The following is a 19119-nucleotide window of genomic DNA, read 5'->3' as shown; positions in this document are numbered from 1 at the left end:
CCGGAGAGGCACGTGTCTTCACACCCGCCCGCGCACAGACCCCGCCACCGAACGCTCACCCGCGGCGCCGTCGCGACCGCGATCGCCCTGGTCCTGGCCACGACCGCGGCCCCGGTGGCCATGGCCGCCCCCGCCGTGGACCAGGGGGCGCCCGACTACTACGACAGCGGGCTTGCCCCGACGCCCTATATGGGGTGGAACACCTACTACGGACTGGGGGCGCCCACCGAGAAGGAGGTGCGCGCGGTCGCCGACCGGCTCGTCAGCAGCGGGCTGCGCGACAGCGGATACGACATCGTGTGGCTGGACGGCGGCTGGCAGGCCGATGACCCCCGGGACGCACAGGGGCGGTTGGCGGCCCACCCGGACCGGTTCCCCTCCGGCATCCCGGCCCTCGTCTCCTACCTGCATCAGCGCGGTCTGCGGGCCGGGATCTACACCGACGCGGGCACCTACGACGGTGGCAAGAGCTGCGGCCTCGGCAGCCGTGGCCACTACACCGAGGACGCACGGCAGTTCGCCCACTGGAAGATCGACGCGATCAAGGTCGACTTCCTGTGCGGCATCGGCGAGAAGCTCGACCCGGGCCCGGCGTTCAAGGAGTTCAGCGACGCGGTCGCGAAGTCCGGACGCCGGATGCTGCTGAACCTGTGCAACCCGCTCACCGACGACTGGGGCCTGCCGCACACCCCCGAGCAGGACGCGCACAACACCTACGCCTACGGCCCGACGGCCGGGGACTCCTGGCGCACCGGCACCGATATCGCCTGGGGCACTCCGAGCCCCGGCCAGTGGCCCAATGTGCTGCGCAACATGGACGCCAACGCCTGGCACCCCGAGGCCCAGGGGCCCGGCCACTACAACGACCCGGACTATCTGATCCCGATGCGCCGTATGACCGACGGGTCGTACGAGCTGACGGAGGAGGAGTCCACCACGCAGTTCGTGATGTGGGCCGAGATGGGTTCGCCGCTCGTGCTGGGCTCCGACCCGCGCACCCTGTCCGACTCGATGCTCCGGACGCTGCGCAACCCGGAGATCATCGCGGTCGACCAGGACCCGCTGGCCGTCCAGGGCGTGCGGGTGGCCACCGACTCCGTCGGCGATGTCTACAGCAAGGTCCTCTCGGGTCACGGCCGGCGTGCGGTCGTCCTGCTCAACCGCTCGGACCAGCCCGTCGAGCGCACCGTGAACTTCGCCGATGCGGCGCTGGGCGGCGCGGTCGCGGTCCGTGACCTGCGGGCGCGTGCCGACCGCGGGACGCACACCGGCTCGTTCACCGTCGAGGTACCGGCGCATGGCACCGCGTTCCTCAGGCTCACCGGTGAGGACGCCCTCCCCGGTGCCGACCTGGGCGCGAAGGCCACGGCGAGCCCGGCCGTCGTACGTGACGGCGAGGCGCTGACCACGTTCTTCCGGGGGCCGGGCGGATCGCTCGTCCAACAGGCGGATGGCAGGACGCGGGACCTCGGCGGCCCGGCGCACGGGAAGATCCTCGGCCAGCCCGCCGCGTACGCCTCGGCGGGCGGTCGGATCGACGTCTTCGTGCGTGGCGCCGACTCCCGGGCGTACCGGCGGGTGTTCTCGCAGGGGCGCTGGGGCGCCTGGCAGGACCTCGGCGGGAAGCTGACCGACGCGCCCTCCGTCGCCTTCACCGATGCCACCCACTGGACGCTGTTCGCGCGCGGCGCCGACGGCCGGATCGCGCAGCGGGGGCCGTCGGCCGGCTGGTCGTCGCTCGGCGCGCCGGGCGACCGGCCGACGTACGGCAGGCCGTCGGCCGCCGTGGACGCGCAGGGCCGCGTTCAGCTGGCCGTGCGCACCGCTGCCGACGACGTGTGGACGCGGTCGCGGGACACCTCCGGGCAGTGGTCGGCGTGGAGTTCGCTCGGCGGGACCGTCAGCGGCAGCCCGACGCTGGTCGCCGTCGGCGACGCGGTGGCGCTGTTCGCCCGGGGCGGCGACTACACGCTCTGGCAGCGGCGGTACGAGAACGGCGCCTGGCAGGAGTGGAGCAAGCGGCAGGAGTTCCCCAGCGCCGCGTTCGACGGTGCGCTCGGGGCGGTCGCGGGCCAGGACGGTGTGATCGACGCCGTGTACCGCGGGGTCGACGGTTCGGTGCACCGAACCCAATTCAAATAAATTAGGTATTAATCTTGACGTGGTGCGAGCGCCACGCGAACCTGGATCCGCCGCGAGCGGGGCCCGGCGGCCAGCAAGCGGCCGGGCCCGCCGAGTGGATCCACAAGGAGCACTCCATGACGAACCAACACCCCAGCCGACGACTGCTTCTCGCCGGCCTCGGCGCCACCGGGACCACAGCACTGCTCAGCGGCTGTGTCACCGCCAGTTCCTCCGGCAAGGGCTCCTCCGGGGGCGGCGCGGTGACCCTCCAGTCCAACCTGTCCGCCCCGCAGGCGAAGGCGGCGATGGAGGACCTCGCCGCCGCCTACGCCAAGCAGGGCTCCGGGCGCGCGAGCCTCAACACGGTCGCCGCGGAGACCTTCCGCACCCAGCTTCCGACGTATCTGACCTCGGCCAATCCGCCGGACGTGCTCACCTGGTACCCCGGCTCGGTGGCGGAGGCCTACGCGAAGAAGAACCTGCTGCTCGACCTCAGCGACGTATGGGCCTCGCCCGATCTCAAGCGCTACTCCACGGCGCTGAACAAGCTGTGCACCGCGGCCTCGGGCAAGAAGGTCTTCGTCCCCACCACCTACTACTGGTGGGGCATGTTCTACCGGAAGTCCAACTTCGCCAAGTGGGGCGTGAGCGAGCCGAAGAGCTGGGACGACTTCCTCGACCTGTGCGACAAGCTCAAGGCCAAGGGCGTCGCCCCGATCGGTCTGGGCGCGGGCGGCAACACCACCTGGGTGGCGTCCGCCTGGTTCGACTACCTGAACATACGGATCAACGGCGCCCCCTACCACCGCGAACTCCTCGCCGGGAAGCACCGCTTCGACGACCCCGAGGTGCACAAGGTCTTCGACCGCTGGCAGGAGGTGCTGCCGTACTTCGACCCCAACGGCACCGCCGTGGCCTTCCAGGACGCCACGACCGCCCTGCTCAACGGCCGCAGCGGCATGATGCTCATCGGCACCTTCTTCGCCGACGCGGTGCCGAAGAACGCCCTCGACGACATCGACTTCTTCCGCTTCCCGGTCATCGACCCCAAGGTCCCGCTCGCCGAGGAGGCGCCCACCGACGGATACTTCGCCAGCGCCCGCACCGGGCGCCGGGACGAGGTCTTCGACCTGCTGCGCTATCTCGCCACGGCCGAGGCGCAGGAGATCTACATCAAGGGCTCCTCGGGCACCGCCCTGCCCTGCCACCCCGATGCCAAGGACTCCGGGACGCCGCTGGTGAAGAAGGGCCGCAAGCACATCGAGGAGGCCGCGGAGATCACCCAGTTCTTCAACCGCGACTCCAGCGACGCCCTCCAGCCCGCGACGGACACCGCGCTGACCAAGTTCATCGCCAAGCCGAAGAGCGTCGGGTCGATCCTCACCAACTGGCAGCGCGACGCCGAGAAGATCTGGCGGGCCTGACGTGGCCGTCCTCACCGCCCCCGAACGCACCTCCCCGGCCCCGCCGCCGCCCCGCGGCAGGCGGGCCCGGGGCCCTCGGCGCACACCCCCGCTGGTGCTCGCCTTCCTCCTCGTCCCGCTGCTCGCCGAGGCCGTATGGGTCTTCTGGCCCGCGCTCCAGGGCTTCTACCTCGCCCTGACCAACTGGGACGGCGTCTCGGCGCCCGAGTTCGTCGGCCTCGGCAACTTCCGCGAGATGGCCCACGACGAGGTCTTCCGCACCGCCGCCGTCGACACCGTGCTGTGGCTGGTGCTGTTCGGCGGGCTGTCCGCGCTCCTCGGCCTCGGCGCGGCCCTCCTCCTCCAGCAGGAGCGCCGCGGGGTCGGTTTCTACCGCGCCGCCCTGTTCCTGCCGGTCGTGTTCTCCCTGGTCGCCACCGCCCTGGTCTGGCAGGCCATCTACCAGCCCGACGGCGTCCTGAACCAGCTCCTGGAATCGGTCGGCCTGGACAGCCTGCGCCACGCCTGGCTCGCCGACCAGGACACCGCCCTGTACGCGGTGATCGTGCCCGCGCTGTGGCGCCAGGTCGGCTATGTGATGGTGCTGTACCTCGCCGGGCTCAAGGGCATCGACCCGGCCCTGTACGAGGCGGCCAAGGTCGACGGCGCCGGGCCCTGGCAGCGCTTCCGCTATGTGACGCTGCCGCAGTTGCGCGGCGTCAACGCCGTCGTCCTGTCCGTGATCATCATCGACTCGCTGCGCTCCTTCGACGTCGTGTGGTCGCTGACCCGGGGCGGTCCTTACCACTCGTCCGAACTGCTGAGCACCTACATGTACTCCACCGCCTTCCAGTCCCTGCGGCTGGGATACGGCTCCGCGCTGGCGGTCGTCATCTTCGTCCTGGCCTTCGGCGTCATCGCCTCCTACCTCGTGCGCGCCTTCCGGGAGGCCGACTGATGTCCGCCATCTCCACCGCCGTGCGCCGCAAGCGCGCCGCGACCGCCGGATTCCACCTGGGCGCCGGTGCGCTGGCCGTCCTGTGGCTGCTGCCCATCGCCCTGGTCCTGGTGACCAGCCTGCGCTCCTTCGACGACATCGCCGTCCACGGCCTGGGCAGTTGGCCCCGCTCCTTCGCTCTCGACAACTTCCGTCAGGCCTGGGTCGACGGCGGCCAGCAGCGCGCCCTGATCAACAGCCTGGTCGTCACCATTCCGTGTGTGCTGGTGACGCTGACCCTGGCCGCCATGGCCGCGTTCGCCCTCAGCCGCTACGAGGTGCCCTTCCGCCGCTCCCTGTTGCTGCTCATGCTCGGCGGCAACCTGCTCCCGCCGCAGATCCTGCTCATCCCCGTCTCCAAGCTGAGCGAGCTGATGGGCGTCTACGACACGCTCCCCGCGCTCATCGGGGTGCAGATCGGCTTCGGCGTCGGCTTCTACGTCTTCGTCCTGCACGGGTTCATGCGGTCGATCCCGGTCGAGATCCAGCAGGCCGCCGTCATCGACGGCGCCGGTCCCTGGCAGATCTTCTGGCGGATCATCCTGCCGCTCACCCGCCCGGCGCTGGCCGCGCTCAGCGCGCTGTCCTTCACTTGGATCTTCAACGACCTGCTGTGGGCGATCACCGTGCTGCGCAGCGACAGCAAGATGCCCATCACCGGTGCCCTGATCGGGCTGCAGGGCCAGTTCGTGTCGATGTGGAACGTGATCGCGGCCGGGTCCGTCATCGCCGCGGCGCCCACCGTGGCCGTCTTCCTCCGCTTCCAGCGCCACTTCGTGGCCGGGCTCAACCTCGGGGCGGTGAAATGACGTCGTACCAGCGCTGGACCCTGCGCACCGAACACACCGGCTACACCGTCCGCCTCTCCCCCGACGGCCCGTGGGCCGAACTCGACGCGTGGGGGCCGCCCGGCGTCGAGACCGGCCCGTCCGCGCTGGACTGGTCGAGGCGCACGCACTTCATCACGCCCGCGGATGCGGCGCCCGCCGAGTATCTGCCGTACGGGCTGCGGCCGTTCACCGGGGCCGACCTGGTGGCGGGGCGCCCGGGTGCGGAGCGGGGAGTGTGGTGGGAGTTCGAGGGCGCCGAGGAGGGGCCGGGGACCCTGCGGCTCACCTTCACCGACGGCCTGCTCGGCCTGCGTACGGTGCTGTGCTACGCCACGGTGCCCGGCACCGACGTCATCCACCGCTGGACCGAGCTCACCTGCACGGGCGAGGAGGAGCTGCGGCTGGAGCGGTTCGACTCGGCCGCCGTGAACGTCCCCGTCACCGCCGGTGCCCGGCTGACGTACCTCACCGGCCAGTGGTCGCAGGAATTCCAGCGCACCCAACTCACCCTGACCAGGGGCACGTTCACCATGGGCAGCAGCCAGGGCGTGCCCGGACACGCCTACGCGCCCTGGCTCGCGGTCCAGGACGCCGCGGACCCCGGGGACCCTCCCGCCTATGGCGTGGCCCTGGAGTGGCCCGGCAACTGGCACATCACCGCGGAGGCCGAACCGGGCGGCGCCGTGCGCGTACGCGCCGGCCGCGTACCGCACGAGGGCCTGGTGCGCCTGGCGCCCGGCGACACCCTCACCACACCGCGCCTGGCCAGCGCCTTCAGCGCCGAAGGGCTCGACGGGCTGTCCCGCGTCTGGCACCGCTACGAGCGCCATCTGACCGGCGAGCGGCTGCACCGCCCCCGCAAGGTCCTCTACAACTCCTGGGAGGCCACCACCTTCGACGTCGACGCGGCGGCGCAGCTCGAACTGGCGAAGACGGCCGCGGACATCGGGGCCGAACTGTTCGTCGTGGACGACGGATGGTTCACCGGCCGTACCGACGACACCGGTGGGCTGGGCGACTGGTATCCGGACCCGGCGGCCTTCCCATCCGGCTTCGACACGTTCGTGGCCGACGTACGCGCGCTGGGCCTGGACTTCGGCCTGTGGATCGAGCCGGAGGCCGTCAGCCCCGGCAGCAGGCTGCACGCCGACCACCCCGACTGGGTGTACCGGATCGACGGCCGCCCCACCCGTCTGGTGCGCAACCAGCTCCTGCTCGACCTGGGCCGGACCGATGTCCAGGACTTCGTCATCGCCACCTTGGACCGGCTGCTGACCGGCCATGACATCAGCTATCTCAAGTGGGACATGAACCGGCCGCCGACCGAGCGCGGCCGCCCCGGCGCCGGTCCCGCCGACCGTCTCGACCTGGACGCCCAGCACGTCGCCGGATATCTGCGCGTCCTGGACCATCTGCGCACCGCCCACCCCCGAGTCACCGTCGAGGGGTGCGCGGGCGGCGGCGGGCGTATCGACCACGCGACCCTCGCCCGTACCGACGTGGTCTGGCCCAGCGACAACACCGCGCCCCTGGACCGGCTGGCCGTCCAGTACGGCTTCCTGCACGCCCATGCCCCGCATGTGATGAGCTCGTGGGTCACCGACGCCCCCGGTGTCTTCGACCCCCGTCCGCGCAGCCTCGCCTTCCGCTTCGTGAGCGCCATGTGCGGAGTCCTCGGCATCGGCGCCGACCTGCGGCAGTGGGACGCCGGGCAGCGCGCCGAGGCCGCCGGCTGGATCGCCCGCTACAAGGAGGTGCGCGATGTCGTCCACCTCGGCGAGGCCCGGCTCCTGGGCAGCCCGCTGGACGCCACCTGCGGCGTCCAGTACGACGGCCCGGACGCGCGTACCGTCGTCGCGGCGCTCGGCACCGGCCGCCTGGACGGGTCCCCGCTCGTCCCGGGGCGTCCGGCCCGGCTCCGGCTGCGCGGCCTCGACCCGGCCGCCCGCTACCGGGACGCCGCGTCGGCGACCACGTACAGCGGCGCCCATCTGCTCCACTACGGGCTGCCGTTCACGTGGAGCGCCGACCACGACGCGGAACTGGTGGTGCTGACACGGCAGTAGACCGCCGACCGGCCCATGTCCGCCCCCGCCCGCAGTACAGCGAAGGAGCCCGAACCCCCGATGGAACAGTCCCGCCGGGACGGTGACCGCTTCACCGCCCGCACCGCCGTGGTCACCGGAGCCGCCTCCGGCATCGGTGCCGCCACCGCCGAACGCCTCGCCCAGGAGGGCGCCGCCGTCGTGCTCGCCGACATCTCCGAGGAGCGCGGCGCGGCGGTCGCCGCGCGGATCGGCGAGGACGGCGGCCGCGCCCGCTTCGTGGCCGCCGACGTCTCCGCGGAGGAGGACTGGGGGCGGATCGCGGCCGCCGCCCGCGACTTCGGCCCCGTCGACCTGCTCGTCAGCAATGCCTACACCGTCGACGTCACCCCCGCCCACGAAATGTCCCTGGGCTCCTGGCAACGGCAGCTCTCCGTCAACCTCACCGGCGCCTTCCTGGGATTCAAGGCCGTCCTGGACGATCTGCGGGCCCGCCGCGGAGCCGTCGTCCTGACCTCGTCCGTCCACGCCCACAAGGGCATCCCCGGCCACCCCGCCTACGCGGCCTCCAAAGGGGCGCTGCTGTCGCTGTGCGGACAGCTCGCCGTCGAGTACGGGCCCGAGGTGCGGGTCAACGCCGTCCTGCCCGGCCCGATCCTGACGGCGGCCTGGGACCGGGTGTCCCCCGAGGACCGCGCACGCAGCGTCGCCGAAACCGCGGCCGGCCGTTTCGGCACCCCGGAGGAGGTGGCCGCGGCCATCGCCTTCCTGGGCTCCCATGAGGCCGCCTACATCACCGGTGCGAGTCTTGTCGTGGACGGCGGCTGGAGCGTCGTCAAGTCCTCCGCATGACCACCGCGATCAGCTCGCAGCAGAAAGGCACTACGACATGACGCCCTACGCCCGTCGCGGCGTGCACGGCCAGACCGTGGAGGCCCTCGCCCGCCGCATCCTGGGCGGCGAGATCCCCGAAGGAGCCACCCTGGACCTGGTCGCCCTGCAGAGCGAACTGGACGTCAGCCTCACCGCCCTGCGCGAGTCGCTGAAGGTACTGGCCGCCAAGGGGATGGTCGACGCCCGTCAGAAGCGCGGCACCTTCGTACGCAACCGCTCGGACTGGAATCTGCTCGACGCCGATGTGCTGCGCTGGCAGTTCCACAGCGACCGCACCACCGACGCCGACCGCGCGCTGCTGCGCAACCTCGCCGAGGTGCGCTCCATCATCGAACCGGCGGCCGTACGCCTGGCCGCCGAGCGGCGCACCGACGCCGACCTCGCCGCCCTGGACGCCGCCGTGGACGCGATGGGAGCGGGCGGCTCGGACGCCGCCCACGCGGTGGAGGCCGACCTCGCCTTCCACCGGGCCCTGCTCGTCGCCACCCACAACGAACTCCTCGAACGCATGGAGATGGTGATCGAGTCGGGCCTCGCCCACCGCGACCGCATCGTGCACAGCTCCCCCCACAGCCAGGACCCCGTACCCGCCCACCGCGCCGTCCTGGACGCCGTGCGCGCCCAGGACCCGCGGGCCGCCGAGGCCGCCATGCGGGCTCTGCTCGACCAGGCAGGCCGCGACCTGGACCGGGTCGGCGGCTCCGACAACGACATGGAAAGGCCCTCTGGCCAGTGAAGATCACCCGTATCGAGACCTTCGCCGTGCCGCCGCGCTGGCTGTTCTGCCGCGTCGAGACCGACGACGGCGTGGTCGGCTGGGGCGAGCCCGTCGTCGAGGGGCGCGCCGAGGTGGTCCGCGCCGCCGTCGGCGTCCTCGCCGAATACCTGATCGGCAAGGATCCGCTGCGCATCCAGGACCACTGGCAGGTGCTCACCAAGGGCGGCTTCTACCGCGGCGGCCCCGTGCTCTCCAGCGCCGTCGCCGGACTCGACCAGGCCCTGTGGGACATCGCCGGCAAGACCTACGGCGCCCCTGTGCACGCCCTGCTGGGCGGTCCCGTGCGCGACCGGGTCCGGGTGTACGCCTGGGTCGGCGGCGACGAGCCCGCCGAGCTGTCCGAGCAGATCACCGCGCAGGTCGAGGCGGGCTTCACGGCGGTGAAGATGAACGGCGCCGGGGCGACCTCTCCGGTGGCCACCGCCGCCGAGACCGCCGCGGTCGTCGACCGGGTGGCCGCGGCCCGCGAGGTCCTCGGCCCGGACCGCGACGTGGCCGTCGACTTCCACGGACGCTTCACCGCCGCCAGCTCCCGCCGCGTCCTGGCCGAACTGGGCGCCCTCCACCCCCTGTTCGTGGAGGAGCCCGTCGTCCCCGAGCACAGCCATCTGCTCCCCGGCCTGGTCGCCTCGACCCCGGTGCCGCTGGCCACCGGTGAACGGCTCTACGGACGCACGGAGTTCCTGCCCGTCCTCGCCGCCGGTATCGCCGTCGCGCAGCCCGATCTGTCCCACGCGGGCGGCATCTCCGAGGTGCACCGCATCGCCTCGCTCGCCGAGACCTACGGCGCCCAGCTCGCCCCGCACTGCCCGCTCGGCCCCATCGCGCTGGCGGCCAGCCTCCAGGTCGCGTTCGCGACACCGAACTTCCTGATCCAGGAGCAGAGCCGCGGCATCCACTACAACAAGGACGCCGATCTGCTGTCCTACCTCGTCGACACCGAGCCGTTCCGCTTCGTGAACGGCCATGCGCCCCGCGGCCACGCCCCCGGCCTGGGCATCACGATCGACGAGGCGGCCGTACGCGCGGCCGACCGCACCGGTCACACCTGGCGCAACCCGGTCTGGCGCCACCCCGACGGCTCCTTCGCGGAGTGGTGACGACGGTGCTGCAGATCGTCACCGACCCCGCGCACGGCGGCCGCTGGACCTCGCTGCGCGCCGGGGACCGCGAATGGCTGTGGCGCGGCACGGCGGCCGGACGGGACCGGGTGTCGCCCGGGGACGTCTTCGTGGACGCGGGCGGCCTGGAGGAGTGCGTCCCCACCGTCCGCGGCGCCCCCGACCACGGCGACGCCTGGTCACGCCCCTGGCAGCGCGAGGGGGACACGGACACCGTCCAGTGCGACCGGTTCGCGCTGCGGCGCACCATCCGCGGTACGGCCGACGGCGCGGAGGCCGACTACGTCCTGCACGCCGACCCGGGCTTCCCCTTCGTCTGGGCCGCCCACGCGCTGCTCGACCTGTCCCCGCGGGCGTCCCTGCGCCTGCGCGACGGGGCGCGCGCCCGGCTCTTCCCGGAGGCCGCACCGCTGCTGGACCGGCCCTGGCCGAACGGGGCGCCGTGGGTGGAGGGTGACTGGCCCGCACCTCTCGGCCTGCCCCTGGACCGGTTCGGACCGGACGACGGCACCGCGGTCGGCGCGGTCGTGGACGACTCGCGCGCCTGCGTCCACGACGGCACGGGCTGCCTGGCCTTCGCGCTCGAGGCCGACGGGCAGCCGCGGTCCGTCGCCGTGTGGCGCAACCTCGGCGGTTTCCCCGCCGAACACCCCTACCGCAGCACAGGAGTCGAGCCGATGCTCGGCCGCGTCTTCGACCTCGCCGACGCGGGTCCCGGCGATGCCGCGCGCGTGCCCGCCTCGGGCGAGGTGCGCTGGCGGCTCACGCTCGGCGCGGTCTGCCGCTGCCCCTGAATCCGCCCGTTTCTACGAGGAGTTCCCCCCTGTGGACCTGCGAGCCGCCCTGGCCGCCCATCGGCTGGTCGCCGTCGTGCGCGGCGACGACCCCGAGGCCGCGCTGCGCACCGTACTGGCCCTGTCCGACGAGGGCATCGAGCTGATCGAGGTGTCGCTGTCCGGCACGGACGCCCTGACCGTCATCGAGCGGGCCCGCGAGGCCCTCGGCCCCGACCGTCCCCTCGGCGCGGGCACCGTGCTCACCGCCGAAGACGCCCACGCCGTCCACCGGGCGGGCGCCGACTTCGCCGTCACCCCCGGCCTGGGTGCGGGGATGTCCGCCGCACGTGAACTGGGCCTGCCGGTCCTGGCGGGGGTCATGACCCCGACCGAGATCATCGCCGCACGGGCGCTCGGCGCCGAGGCGCTGAAGATCTTCCCGGCCGCCCAGGCGGGCGGTCCCGGCTATCTCAAGGCCCTGCGGGGGCCGTTCCCGCACGTGCCGTTCGTACCGGTCGGCGGCGTGGACGAAGCCGCGGCCCGCGCCTATCTGGCCGCCGGGGCGACCGCGGTCGGCATCGGCTCGCCGCTCGTCGGCGACGCCGCCGACGGCGGCAGCACGGCCGCCCTGCGCGAGCGCGCCCGCGCCTTCCGCACCGCCGTCCGAGAGGCCACAGCGTGACCGAGGACCCGCGCCCGACCCGCCCCGACCGCCTCGAGCTGGGCGAGGGCATCCGCTGGACCGGCGAAGCCCTCGTCCTCGTCGATATCCTCGAGGGCCGTCTGCTGACGGCACCCGAGGACCCCACCGCGGCCCTGCGGACGCTGGCCGAGCTGCCCGTCCCCCTGGGCGCGGTGGCCCCCGTGGCGGACCGGCCCGGCACCTGGATCGCCGCCGCGGGCACCGGGATCTGCCTGCTCGGCCCCGACGGCGCCACCACCTGGCTGGCGCGGCCCGAGGCGGCTGCCCGCCCCGCCCGGCGCATGAACGACGGCACCGCCGACCCGTCCGGCAGATTCTGGGCGGGCAGCATGGCCTACGACGCCGACGAGGACGCGGGCTCCCTCTACCGGGTGGACCACGACGGCACGGTGATCCGGGTCCTCGACGGCATCACCGTGCCGAACGGGCCCGCGTTCACGGCCGACGGACGCGCCATGTATCTGGCCGACAGCGCCCGGGGCGTCGTCCGGCGGTACCCCGTCGACCCGGCGACGGGCGGCCTCGGCACACCGACGACCTTCGTCACGGTGGACGGCGGCAGCCCCGACGGCATGGCCGTCGACGACGAGGGTGGCGTGTGGATCGCCGTCTGGGGCACCGGGACGGTGCGCCGGTACCGGCCGGACGGCGAACTCGACCGCACGCTGCGGCTGCCCGCCGCCCAGCCCGCCGGAGTCTGCCTCCAGGGCGATGTCCTGCACATCACCACGGCCCGGGTCGGGCTCACCCGGCCGGGCCCCGACGACGGTGCCCTGTTCGCGGTCCGGGTCGAGGCGCCGGGCCCTCCGGCGGCCGTCTATCGCCCGCACCCCGGTGCCGGACCCGAACCGACACCGGCACAGGCGCACGCATGACGGCCCCATGGCCCCCGGCCGGACCGGTGGTCTGCGTCGGCGAGACGATGGCCGCGCTGGCCCCCGAACCGCCCGACTCCGTGGAAACCGGCGCGAGCCTGCGGCTGTCCGTGGCGGGCGCGGAGTCCAACGTCGCGATGTACCTCGCGGACCTGGGCGTTGCCGCCATATGGCTCTCGGCCCTCGGCGACGATCCGTTCGGGCGGCGGGTGCGGGCCGCCGTGGCCGCGGCGGGCGTCGACGTCTCGGCCGTACGGTCCGATCCGAACCGGCCGACGGGCCTGCTCGTGAAGGACCCGGGGCCCACGGGCACCCGCGTCCACTACTACCGGCGCGGTTCGGCGGCCTCGGCGCTGGGGCCCGGCATCCTGGACGATCCGCGGCTCGGGTCGGCGGCGCTCCTCCACCTCACGGGCGTGACCCCCGCGCTCTCCCCGTCCTGCGCCGCCCTGGTGGAACGGGCGCTCGCCACCCCCGCGCCCGACCGCCCGTACGCCATCAGCTTCGACGTCAACCACCGCCCCGCGCTGTGGCCGGACGGCACGGCCGCCACGGTCCTCCGCGACCTGGCCGACCGCGCCGACATCGTCTTCGTCGGCCTCGACGAGGCGCAGCACCTGTGGGGCGCGGGTCTCGACGCGGGCGGCGTCCGCACGCTGCTGCCGCATCCGCGCCTGCTCGTCGTCAAGGACGGCGGACGGTCGGCGACCGCCTTCGGCGACGGGTCACAGGTCACGGTGGAGGCCCTGCGCACGGAGGTGGTGGAGCCGGTCGGCGCGGGGGACGCCTTCGCCGCCGGTTTCCTGGCGGGGCTGCTGCGCGACGGGGACCTGACCTCGGCACTGCGACTCGGCCACATCACGGCCGCGTCGGCGCTCAGGGTGATCGGAGATCACGGCCCGCTGCCGGACCCCGCCACGGTCGAGCGGCTGCTCGGGCTGACGGACCGGGCCTGGGCGGAGCGGAACATCCCCGAGCGCGCGGGGCATACGCCGTCCCCACCGCCGCTCACCGGTTGACCAGGGGCCGGAACGCGGACCGCACATCGGATGTGGCGGCGCTGACGTACCTGTTCGACGCCGGGCCCGGGCCGGAGCTGCCGGAATAGTACGTGATCATCGCCGGGCAGCTGCTGCCGCCGATCTGGAGGGTGCGGTGGGACACGAGCTTGCCGGTGCGCAGCTCGTAGACCTTCACCGGGACCGCGATCTTACGGAACGTCACATACGTGGTGGAACCGGAACCTCTGGGCCGGTACGGGCAGGTCTGGACGGAGCTGCCGAAGGTGTCCGCGCCCATGCAGACCACCAGGACGGCGTCGGTGGCGTCCGCGGCCCTCCAGGAGCCGGGGAGCTTGTCCGAGTGGTCGTCGCCGTAGGTGTCCTGGCCGTAGAAGAGGGCGCGGTTGGTGCCCTTGCCCATGGGCTTGGCGCCGCCGTATTTCGCGGGCTTGGAGCAGTACGCGGGCTGGGCGCCGGTGCCCGGCGCGAGCAGGTTACGGACGTTCGCCAGCTCGATGCTGAGCGTGGCCTTCTTGGCACCCGTCCGGGCCCTGCCCGCGAGGCCGTCGCGGGGGTACTGGTCGAGCAGCCGCTTGTAGTGGGCCTGGGCCGACTTCCAGTTGCCGCGCCCCATCAGGTCGTCACCGCAGGCGACGAGCGCCGCGGGCGCGGTTCGCCGGGCCGTGGCGGCGGATTGGTCCAGTACGTCGTGGCTCCGCTTCCGCTCGCGGAGCCAGTCGGTGACGGCGACGGTGGCGCAGGGGTCCTTGGCGGGCAGGCCGCGGAGGAAGCGGGTCAAGGCCGTTTCGACCGTCTTCTCGTTGCCGGGTTGGGCGAGGACCGAGGCGAGGGTCTCGAATCCCCCTCCAGGGAGGCGGTGTCACCGGTCAGCCCAGTGGTGAGCTGACCACCGGCCGCCCCCAGCCGACGGCAGTCCTCGACGATCTCATCGCCCCGGGCGGTCAGCGGTGCGTCGGCCATGCGGTGCCCGAACCACACTCCGCCCTGGGCGCTCTCCACCTTCGCGCAGTCGCCGCGTTCACGGGCCTCGGCGACGCTCTCACCGACCCTGGAGGCGTCGAACCGCAGGAGTCCCACCGCCAGCAGCACCGGCAGCGTGACGCCGAGCGCGACCAGGCGCTGACCGCGCAGCGCACCCCGGCCGACGCCCTGGCCCGCGCCCGCGCGCGTCAGGAACCATCCGTGGACGATGACGGCCGTCCACCACACGCCCACGGCGACCTCGTACGAGGGACTGGCGGTCGAGACCAGCGGGGAGACGAGCACGACGGTGACGGCGACGGCGAGGACGGCGAGCCCGCGCCGCCGCAGCAGCAGATAGCCGACGCCGAGCAGGGAGGCGTTGCCGAGGGCGACGGCCAGCGGGTCGTGCGGCCGGGGCGCGGGCGGCGCGGGCTCCGGCCCGGCGAGGGGCGATTCATCCATCCTGATCTCTTCCCGTCACGGCGTGGGTGCGCAGGGCGCTCCGTGGTTCACCCCGGCCCGTGGGACCCCTCCCGAGGAGATCAGCGCGGGAAGCTCATGGGGCAGGGAATGCCGACGCCCCCGGGCAGAGAGCAGGGAGGTGAGATCAGGTATTTTCTGCGGAAACGACCGATATGGAGCAAACACCCCTACCAGGCCCTAGGTCCCGCCAAGAGTGGTCCACGGCCCCTTCCGGCACTATCGTCCGCTTCATACCGTCAAGGGCCGCGGTATTCCGTTTCACGCCGACCGACTGGACCCCTTCCGTGCCCGATCCCTCCCACGCCGCCACCTGGCGCTTCGCCCTGCCGCATACGACGGCCGCCGTGCCCCTGGCGCGCGCACTGATCCGGAACACCCTGGCCGATATCGGGGCGCCCGTGGACGGCGACACGGCGGAACTGCTGACGGCCGAGCTGGTGGCCAACGCGGTGCGGCACACGGACGGCGACGAGCCGATAGAGCTGGTGGTGGAGCTGGTGCCGACCGGGGGCTGGCAGGTCGAGGTGCACGACCAGGACCCGAATCCGCCCGGCGGGCTGGACTCGCTGGGGCGCCCCGAAGGGCCCAAGAGACCCGACGGCCTCGCCGAGGGCGGACGCGGGCTGCTGCTGATCCGGACCCTCAGCGCGGCCGCGGGCTACCGGCCGACCCCCTACGGCAAGGCCGTCTGGTTCGTCCTTCCGCCCACGGGAGGACCGGCGGAAGGCCCCACCGAAGGCCCGGCGGAGCCCGCCGCGGAAGGCCCTACGGAGCGCTGAGGGTCGCGACCAGCACCGCCTTGATCGTGTGCATCCGGTTCTCCGCCTCGTCGAAGACGACGGAGTACTCGGACTCGAAGACCTCGTCGGTGACCTCCAGCTCGGTCAGCCCGTGCCGCTCGTGGATCTCCCGGCCGACGTCGGTGCCCAGGTCGTGGAAGGCCGGCAGGCAGTGCAGGAACTTCACGGCGTCGTTGCCCGTCGCGCGCAGCACGTCCATCGTCACCGCGTACGGCCCGAGCAGCGCTATCCGCTCGTCCCACACCTCCTTGGGCTCACCCATGGACACCCACACATCGGTGGCGACGAAGTCCGCGCCGCGCACGCCCTCCTCGACGTTCTCGGTGAGCGAGATCCGGGCGCCGGTGGACGTGGCGAGCTGGCGCGCCAGCTCCACGATGGTGCTGTCGGGCCACAGCAGGCTGGGCGCGACGATGCGGACGTCCATGCCCAGCAGGGCGCCGGTGACGAGGTAGGAGTTGCCCATGTTGTACCGGGCGTCGCCGAGGTAGGCGTAGGCGACCTGGTCCAGCGGCTTGCCGCTGTGCTCGCTCATGGTCAGCACGTCGGCGAGCATCTGGGTGGGGTGCCACTCGTCGGTGAGGCCGTTGTAGACGGGCACCCCGGCGTGCGCGGCGAGCTCCTCGACGACACCCTGGCCGTGGCCCCGGTACTCGATCGCGTCGTACATCCGGCCGAGCACCCGCGCCGTGTCCTTGACCGACTCCTTGTGACCGATCTGCGAGCCGACCGGATCGAGGTAGGTCGTGGAGGCGCCCTGGTCGGCGGCCGCGACCTCGAAGGCGCAGCGGGTGCGGGTGGAGGTCTTCTCGAAGACCAGGGCGATGTTCTTGCCCCGCAGCCGCCGCTCCTCGGTGCCCGCGAGCTTGGCCGCCTTCAGCTCGGCGGCGAGCTCGATCAGGCGGCGGAACTCGTCGGCGGTGAAGTCCAGCTCCTTGAGGAAGTGGCGGCCGGTGAGGTCAATCGCCATAAGGGTGGCTCCTAGGTCACGACGAACACGGCGGATCAGGGGCTACGGCGATGGTGCCGCGGCCAGGAACCATGGAAGCATATACGATGCTCTGCATATATATGGAGACCAGGGGGTGAACCCTGGCATTACGGTCCGCAGGCCCGCGTTACGGGTCCGCGGGCTCGCCTACGGCTCCACCGGGTCCCGCTCGACCGGACAGCTCATGCACCGCGGCCCGCCCCGGCCCCGGCCCAGCTCGCTGCCCGGGATGTCGATGACCTCGATCCCGCACTTGCGCAGATAGGTGTTGGTCGTCGCGTTCCGCTCGTAGGCGACCACCACGCCCGGCTCGACCGCGAGCACATTGCAGCCGTCGTCCCACTGCTCGCGCTCCGCCGCGTGGACGTCCTGGGTCGCCGTGAGCACGCGGATGGAGTCCAGGCCGAGGGCCGCGGCTATCGCGCGGTGCATATGCTCCGGCGGATGGTCGGTGACCTTGAGGTCCTTGCTGCCCGCGCCCGGCTCGATGGTGTACGAGCGGAGCATCCCCAGCCCCGCGTACTGCGTGAAGGTGTCCCCGTCCACCATGGTCATCACAGTGTCCAGGTGCATGAACGCCCGCCCCTTGGGCATGTCGAGCGCCACGATCGTCCGGGCCGAACCGGCCTCGAAGAGCCGGTGCGCGATCATCTCCACCGCCTGCGGAGTGGTCCGCTCGCTCATCCCGATCAGCACCGCGCCCTTGCCGAGCACCAGCACATCACCGCCCTCGATGGTCGAGGGATACGCGGCCTGCCCCTCCGACCAGACGCGGAAGTCCTCCTTGGCGAAGAGGGGGTGATGGCGGTAGACGGCCTCGTAGTGCACCGTCTCGTGCCAGCGGGCGGGCCAGCGCATCGCGTTGATCGACACCCCGTCGTACACCCACGCGGAGGCGTCCCGGGTGAAGAGGTGGTTCGGCAGCGGGTTGACCAGGAAGTCATCGGGCTCCATGGCGTGGAACCGGACGGAGACCGGCTCCGGGTACCGCCCCAGATACTCCCGCTTGGTCATGCCGCCGATCAGCGCCTCGGTCAGCTCGGGGGCGCTCAGCTCGTCGAAGGCGGCTCGCAGATGGTCGGTGGCCAGGGGCCCGTACTCCTTCTCGTCGAAGACCCGGTCCAGCACCAGCGCCCGCGCCTCCGGCAGGCCCAGGCTCTCGGTGAGCAGATCCCCGAAGAGGTGGACCTCGACCCCGCGGTCGCGCAGGACGTCGGCGAAGCCGTCGTGCTCCTGGCGGGCGCGGCGCACCCACAGGACGTCGTCGAAGAGGAGGGCGTCCTTATTGGTGGGTGTGAGCCGCTTGAGCTCCAGGTCGGGGCGGTGCAGTATGACGCGGCGCAGCCGCCCGGCCTCGGAGTCGACATGGAATCCCATGCCCCCATCTTCGCCGCTCGCGGCCCGTTGTGAACGCCCGGCGACACGATCACTCGCGCTGATCGCGATGGCCACCGCGGTTCCGCCGCGCGGGGCGGGCCCGCCGTCGGCGGCGGGCGGCTGTCCGGCCGCGGGGGCGGCTATCCGGCCGCGATCACCACGATCAGCACCAGGGCGACCGCGATGAACCCCAGCAGCGCTGAGACCCATAGCTGGCCGGGCTTCAGATCGAGCCCGCCACCGTCGTCGGCGCCCCCGCGCCGCCACCGCCGCCGTGCCTCGCGCCGGGTGGCGCGGGCCGCCGCCTCCTCGTGCTCCCGGCACTCCTCGGCCACGCCGCCGAACAGCGCCTTCCAGCCCTTCTCGCCGAACCCCGTGAGCTGCCGGGTGCCGGCGATCCGGCGCACCACCTCACGGCCCGCGCCGTCGGCGGCCGTCCACAGGCCGGGCAGGACGCATGCCATCAGCTCCGGCACCGCGCCGCGCTGCGCGTACGGGCGGACCAGCCCCTCGTACAGCATCAGCGCGTTGCGCACCCGCAGCCGGCGGCCGGGGTCCGCGGCCGGTCCGTCCGCACCGCCCTGGGCGCGGGGCGGCGGGTCGAGATAGAGCTGGGCGAGCAGCACCTTCTCGCAGACCGCGTCCGCCAGCTCCGGTCCGCGCTCGGGCGCGCGGCGCACCAGCTCGACCACGACACGGGTGGCCCGCTCGGCGGGCAGCCCCTCGTCCAGCGCGCTCAGCAGCAGGCCGTCATCGGCCCCCCGCAGTGCCGCGGGCAGGTCGTCCCCGCCGTGGCGCAGCGCCTCGCGCAGCATCCGCGCCCCGGTGACCGAGACTCGGCGAACCCCCGCGCCCGCCGTCCTCGCCCGCTCCGCCGTGGTGTCGTCTGTGATCTCCGTGGTTGTCGGGTCCTCTGTCTCTTTCACCATCGATGTCT

At 72.8% G+C, this 19119-nt stretch carries 18 protein-coding genes; 13 read left to right on the top strand and 5 right to left on the bottom strand.

Annotated elements, in window-relative coordinates; genetic code table 11:
- The first annotated feature begins 120 nt into the window (after positions 1-120).
- The 12 genes from CGL27_RS34840 to CGL27_RS34785 all read left to right on the top strand — a co-directional run bounded on the left by CGL27_RS34840 (position 121) and on the right by CGL27_RS34785 (position 13565).
- Positions 121-2142 carry a glycoside hydrolase family 27 protein gene (locus CGL27_RS34840; RefSeq protein WP_240451032.1) on the top strand — a complete coding sequence of 674 codons (2022 nt, stop codon included), beginning with the start codon at positions 121-123 and terminating at the stop codon, positions 2140-2142.
- Positions 2143-2258: 116 nt separating this feature from the next.
- The gene (locus CGL27_RS34835) at positions 2259-3548 is read left to right on the top strand and encodes an extracellular solute-binding protein (protein WP_119991791.1); all 1290 of its coding nucleotides are present in this window, start codon (positions 2259-2261) and stop codon (positions 3546-3548) included.
- A gap of 1 nt (position 3549) precedes the next feature.
- Complete coding sequence (locus CGL27_RS34830; RefSeq protein ID WP_119991790.1) at positions 3550-4485, top strand: sugar ABC transporter permease; 936 nt, start codon at positions 3550-3552, stop codon at positions 4483-4485.
- On the top strand, positions 4485-5333 hold the full coding sequence (locus CGL27_RS34825) for a carbohydrate ABC transporter permease (RefSeq protein WP_119991789.1): 849 nt from the start codon (positions 4485-4487) through the stop codon (positions 5331-5333). Before CGL27_RS34830 ends, CGL27_RS34825 begins: the two co-directional genes overlap by 1 nt.
- Positions 5330-7420 (top strand): alpha-galactosidase, encoded by a 2091-nt coding sequence (locus CGL27_RS34820; RefSeq protein ID WP_119991788.1) that lies wholly within the window; start codon positions 5330-5332, stop codon positions 7418-7420. Before CGL27_RS34825 ends, CGL27_RS34820 begins: the two co-directional genes overlap by 4 nt.
- A gap of 60 nt (positions 7421-7480) precedes the next feature.
- Positions 7481-8251 (top strand): SDR family NAD(P)-dependent oxidoreductase, encoded by a 771-nt coding sequence (locus CGL27_RS34815; RefSeq protein WP_078644350.1) that lies wholly within the window; start codon positions 7481-7483, stop codon positions 8249-8251.
- A 37-nt stretch (positions 8252-8288) separates the two neighbouring features.
- A complete protein-coding gene (locus CGL27_RS34810) occupies positions 8289-9029 on the top strand; it encodes a FadR/GntR family transcriptional regulator (protein WP_119991787.1) in 741 nt (246 codons plus the stop codon).
- Positions 9026-10171 carry a galactonate dehydratase gene (gene dgoD / locus CGL27_RS34805; protein WP_119991786.1) on the top strand — a complete coding sequence of 382 codons (1146 nt, stop codon included), beginning with the start codon at positions 9026-9028 and terminating at the stop codon, positions 10169-10171. The genes CGL27_RS34810 and dgoD overlap by 4 nt, the downstream gene beginning before the upstream one ends.
- Positions 10168-10986, top strand: a complete 819-nt coding sequence (locus tag CGL27_RS34800) for a hypothetical protein (RefSeq protein ID WP_205587791.1) — start codon at positions 10168-10170, stop codon at positions 10984-10986. The genes dgoD and CGL27_RS34800 overlap by 4 nt, the downstream gene beginning before the upstream one ends.
- 31 nt (positions 10987-11017) lie before the next feature.
- Positions 11018-11650, top strand: coding sequence for a bifunctional 4-hydroxy-2-oxoglutarate aldolase/2-dehydro-3-deoxy-phosphogluconate aldolase (locus CGL27_RS34795; RefSeq protein ID WP_119991785.1), 633 nt, complete (start codon positions 11018-11020; stop codon positions 11648-11650).
- Positions 11647-12546 (top strand): SMP-30/gluconolactonase/LRE family protein, encoded by a 900-nt coding sequence (locus CGL27_RS34790; protein ID WP_119991784.1) that lies wholly within the window; start codon positions 11647-11649, stop codon positions 12544-12546. The genes CGL27_RS34795 and CGL27_RS34790 overlap by 4 nt, the downstream gene beginning before the upstream one ends.
- Entirely contained in the window at positions 12543-13565 is a 1023-nt protein-coding gene (locus CGL27_RS34785; RefSeq protein ID WP_119991783.1) for a sugar kinase, read from the top strand. The genes CGL27_RS34790 and CGL27_RS34785 overlap by 4 nt, the downstream gene beginning before the upstream one ends.
- Here the strand turns inward: CGL27_RS34785 and CGL27_RS34780 are convergent.
- Together CGL27_RS34780 and CGL27_RS34775 are read right to left on the bottom strand one after the other, a co-directional pair.
- Positions 13555-14346, bottom strand: coding sequence for a hypothetical protein (locus CGL27_RS34780; protein WP_119991782.1), 792 nt, complete (start codon positions 14344-14346; stop codon positions 13555-13557). The genes CGL27_RS34785 and CGL27_RS34780 overlap by 11 nt on opposite strands.
- The gene (locus CGL27_RS34775) at positions 14343-14993 is read right to left on the bottom strand and encodes a hypothetical protein (protein ID WP_119991781.1); all 651 of its coding nucleotides are present in this window, start codon (positions 14991-14993) and stop codon (positions 14343-14345) included. Before CGL27_RS34775 ends, CGL27_RS34780 begins: the two co-directional genes overlap by 4 nt.
- A gap of 305 nt (positions 14994-15298) precedes the next feature.
- Between CGL27_RS34775 and CGL27_RS34770 the strand changes: the two genes are divergently transcribed.
- Positions 15299-15793 carry an ATP-binding protein gene (locus CGL27_RS34770; protein WP_078644339.1) on the top strand — a complete coding sequence of 165 codons (495 nt, stop codon included), beginning with the start codon at positions 15299-15301 and terminating at the stop codon, positions 15791-15793.
- Here CGL27_RS34770 and argF read toward each other — a convergent pair.
- From argF to CGL27_RS34755, 3 genes are all read right to left on the bottom strand, one after another.
- Positions 15780-16784 carry an ornithine carbamoyltransferase gene (argF, locus tag CGL27_RS34765; RefSeq protein WP_119991780.1) on the bottom strand — a complete coding sequence of 335 codons (1005 nt, stop codon included), beginning with the start codon at positions 16782-16784 and terminating at the stop codon, positions 15780-15782. The two genes, CGL27_RS34770 and argF, sit on opposite strands and share 14 nt — an antisense overlap.
- A 168-nt stretch (positions 16785-16952) precedes the next feature.
- Entirely contained in the window at positions 16953-18182 is a 1230-nt protein-coding gene (locus tag CGL27_RS34760) for an arginine deiminase (RefSeq protein ID WP_119991779.1), read from the bottom strand.
- A 140-nt stretch (positions 18183-18322) separates the two neighbouring features.
- Positions 18323-19111, bottom strand: coding sequence for a hypothetical protein (locus CGL27_RS34755; protein ID WP_078644336.1), 789 nt, complete (start codon positions 19109-19111; stop codon positions 18323-18325).
- Positions 19112-19119 lie beyond the last annotated feature (8 nt).

It is taken from the genome of Streptomyces sp. 11-1-2, from assembly GCF_003595545.1.
Classification (GTDB): domain Bacteria; phylum Actinomycetota; class Actinomycetes; order Streptomycetales; family Streptomycetaceae; genus Streptomyces; species Streptomyces hygroscopicus_B.
Note: the sequence above shows the minus strand (reverse complement) of the source record. Positions and strands in the feature narration are given on the sequence as shown.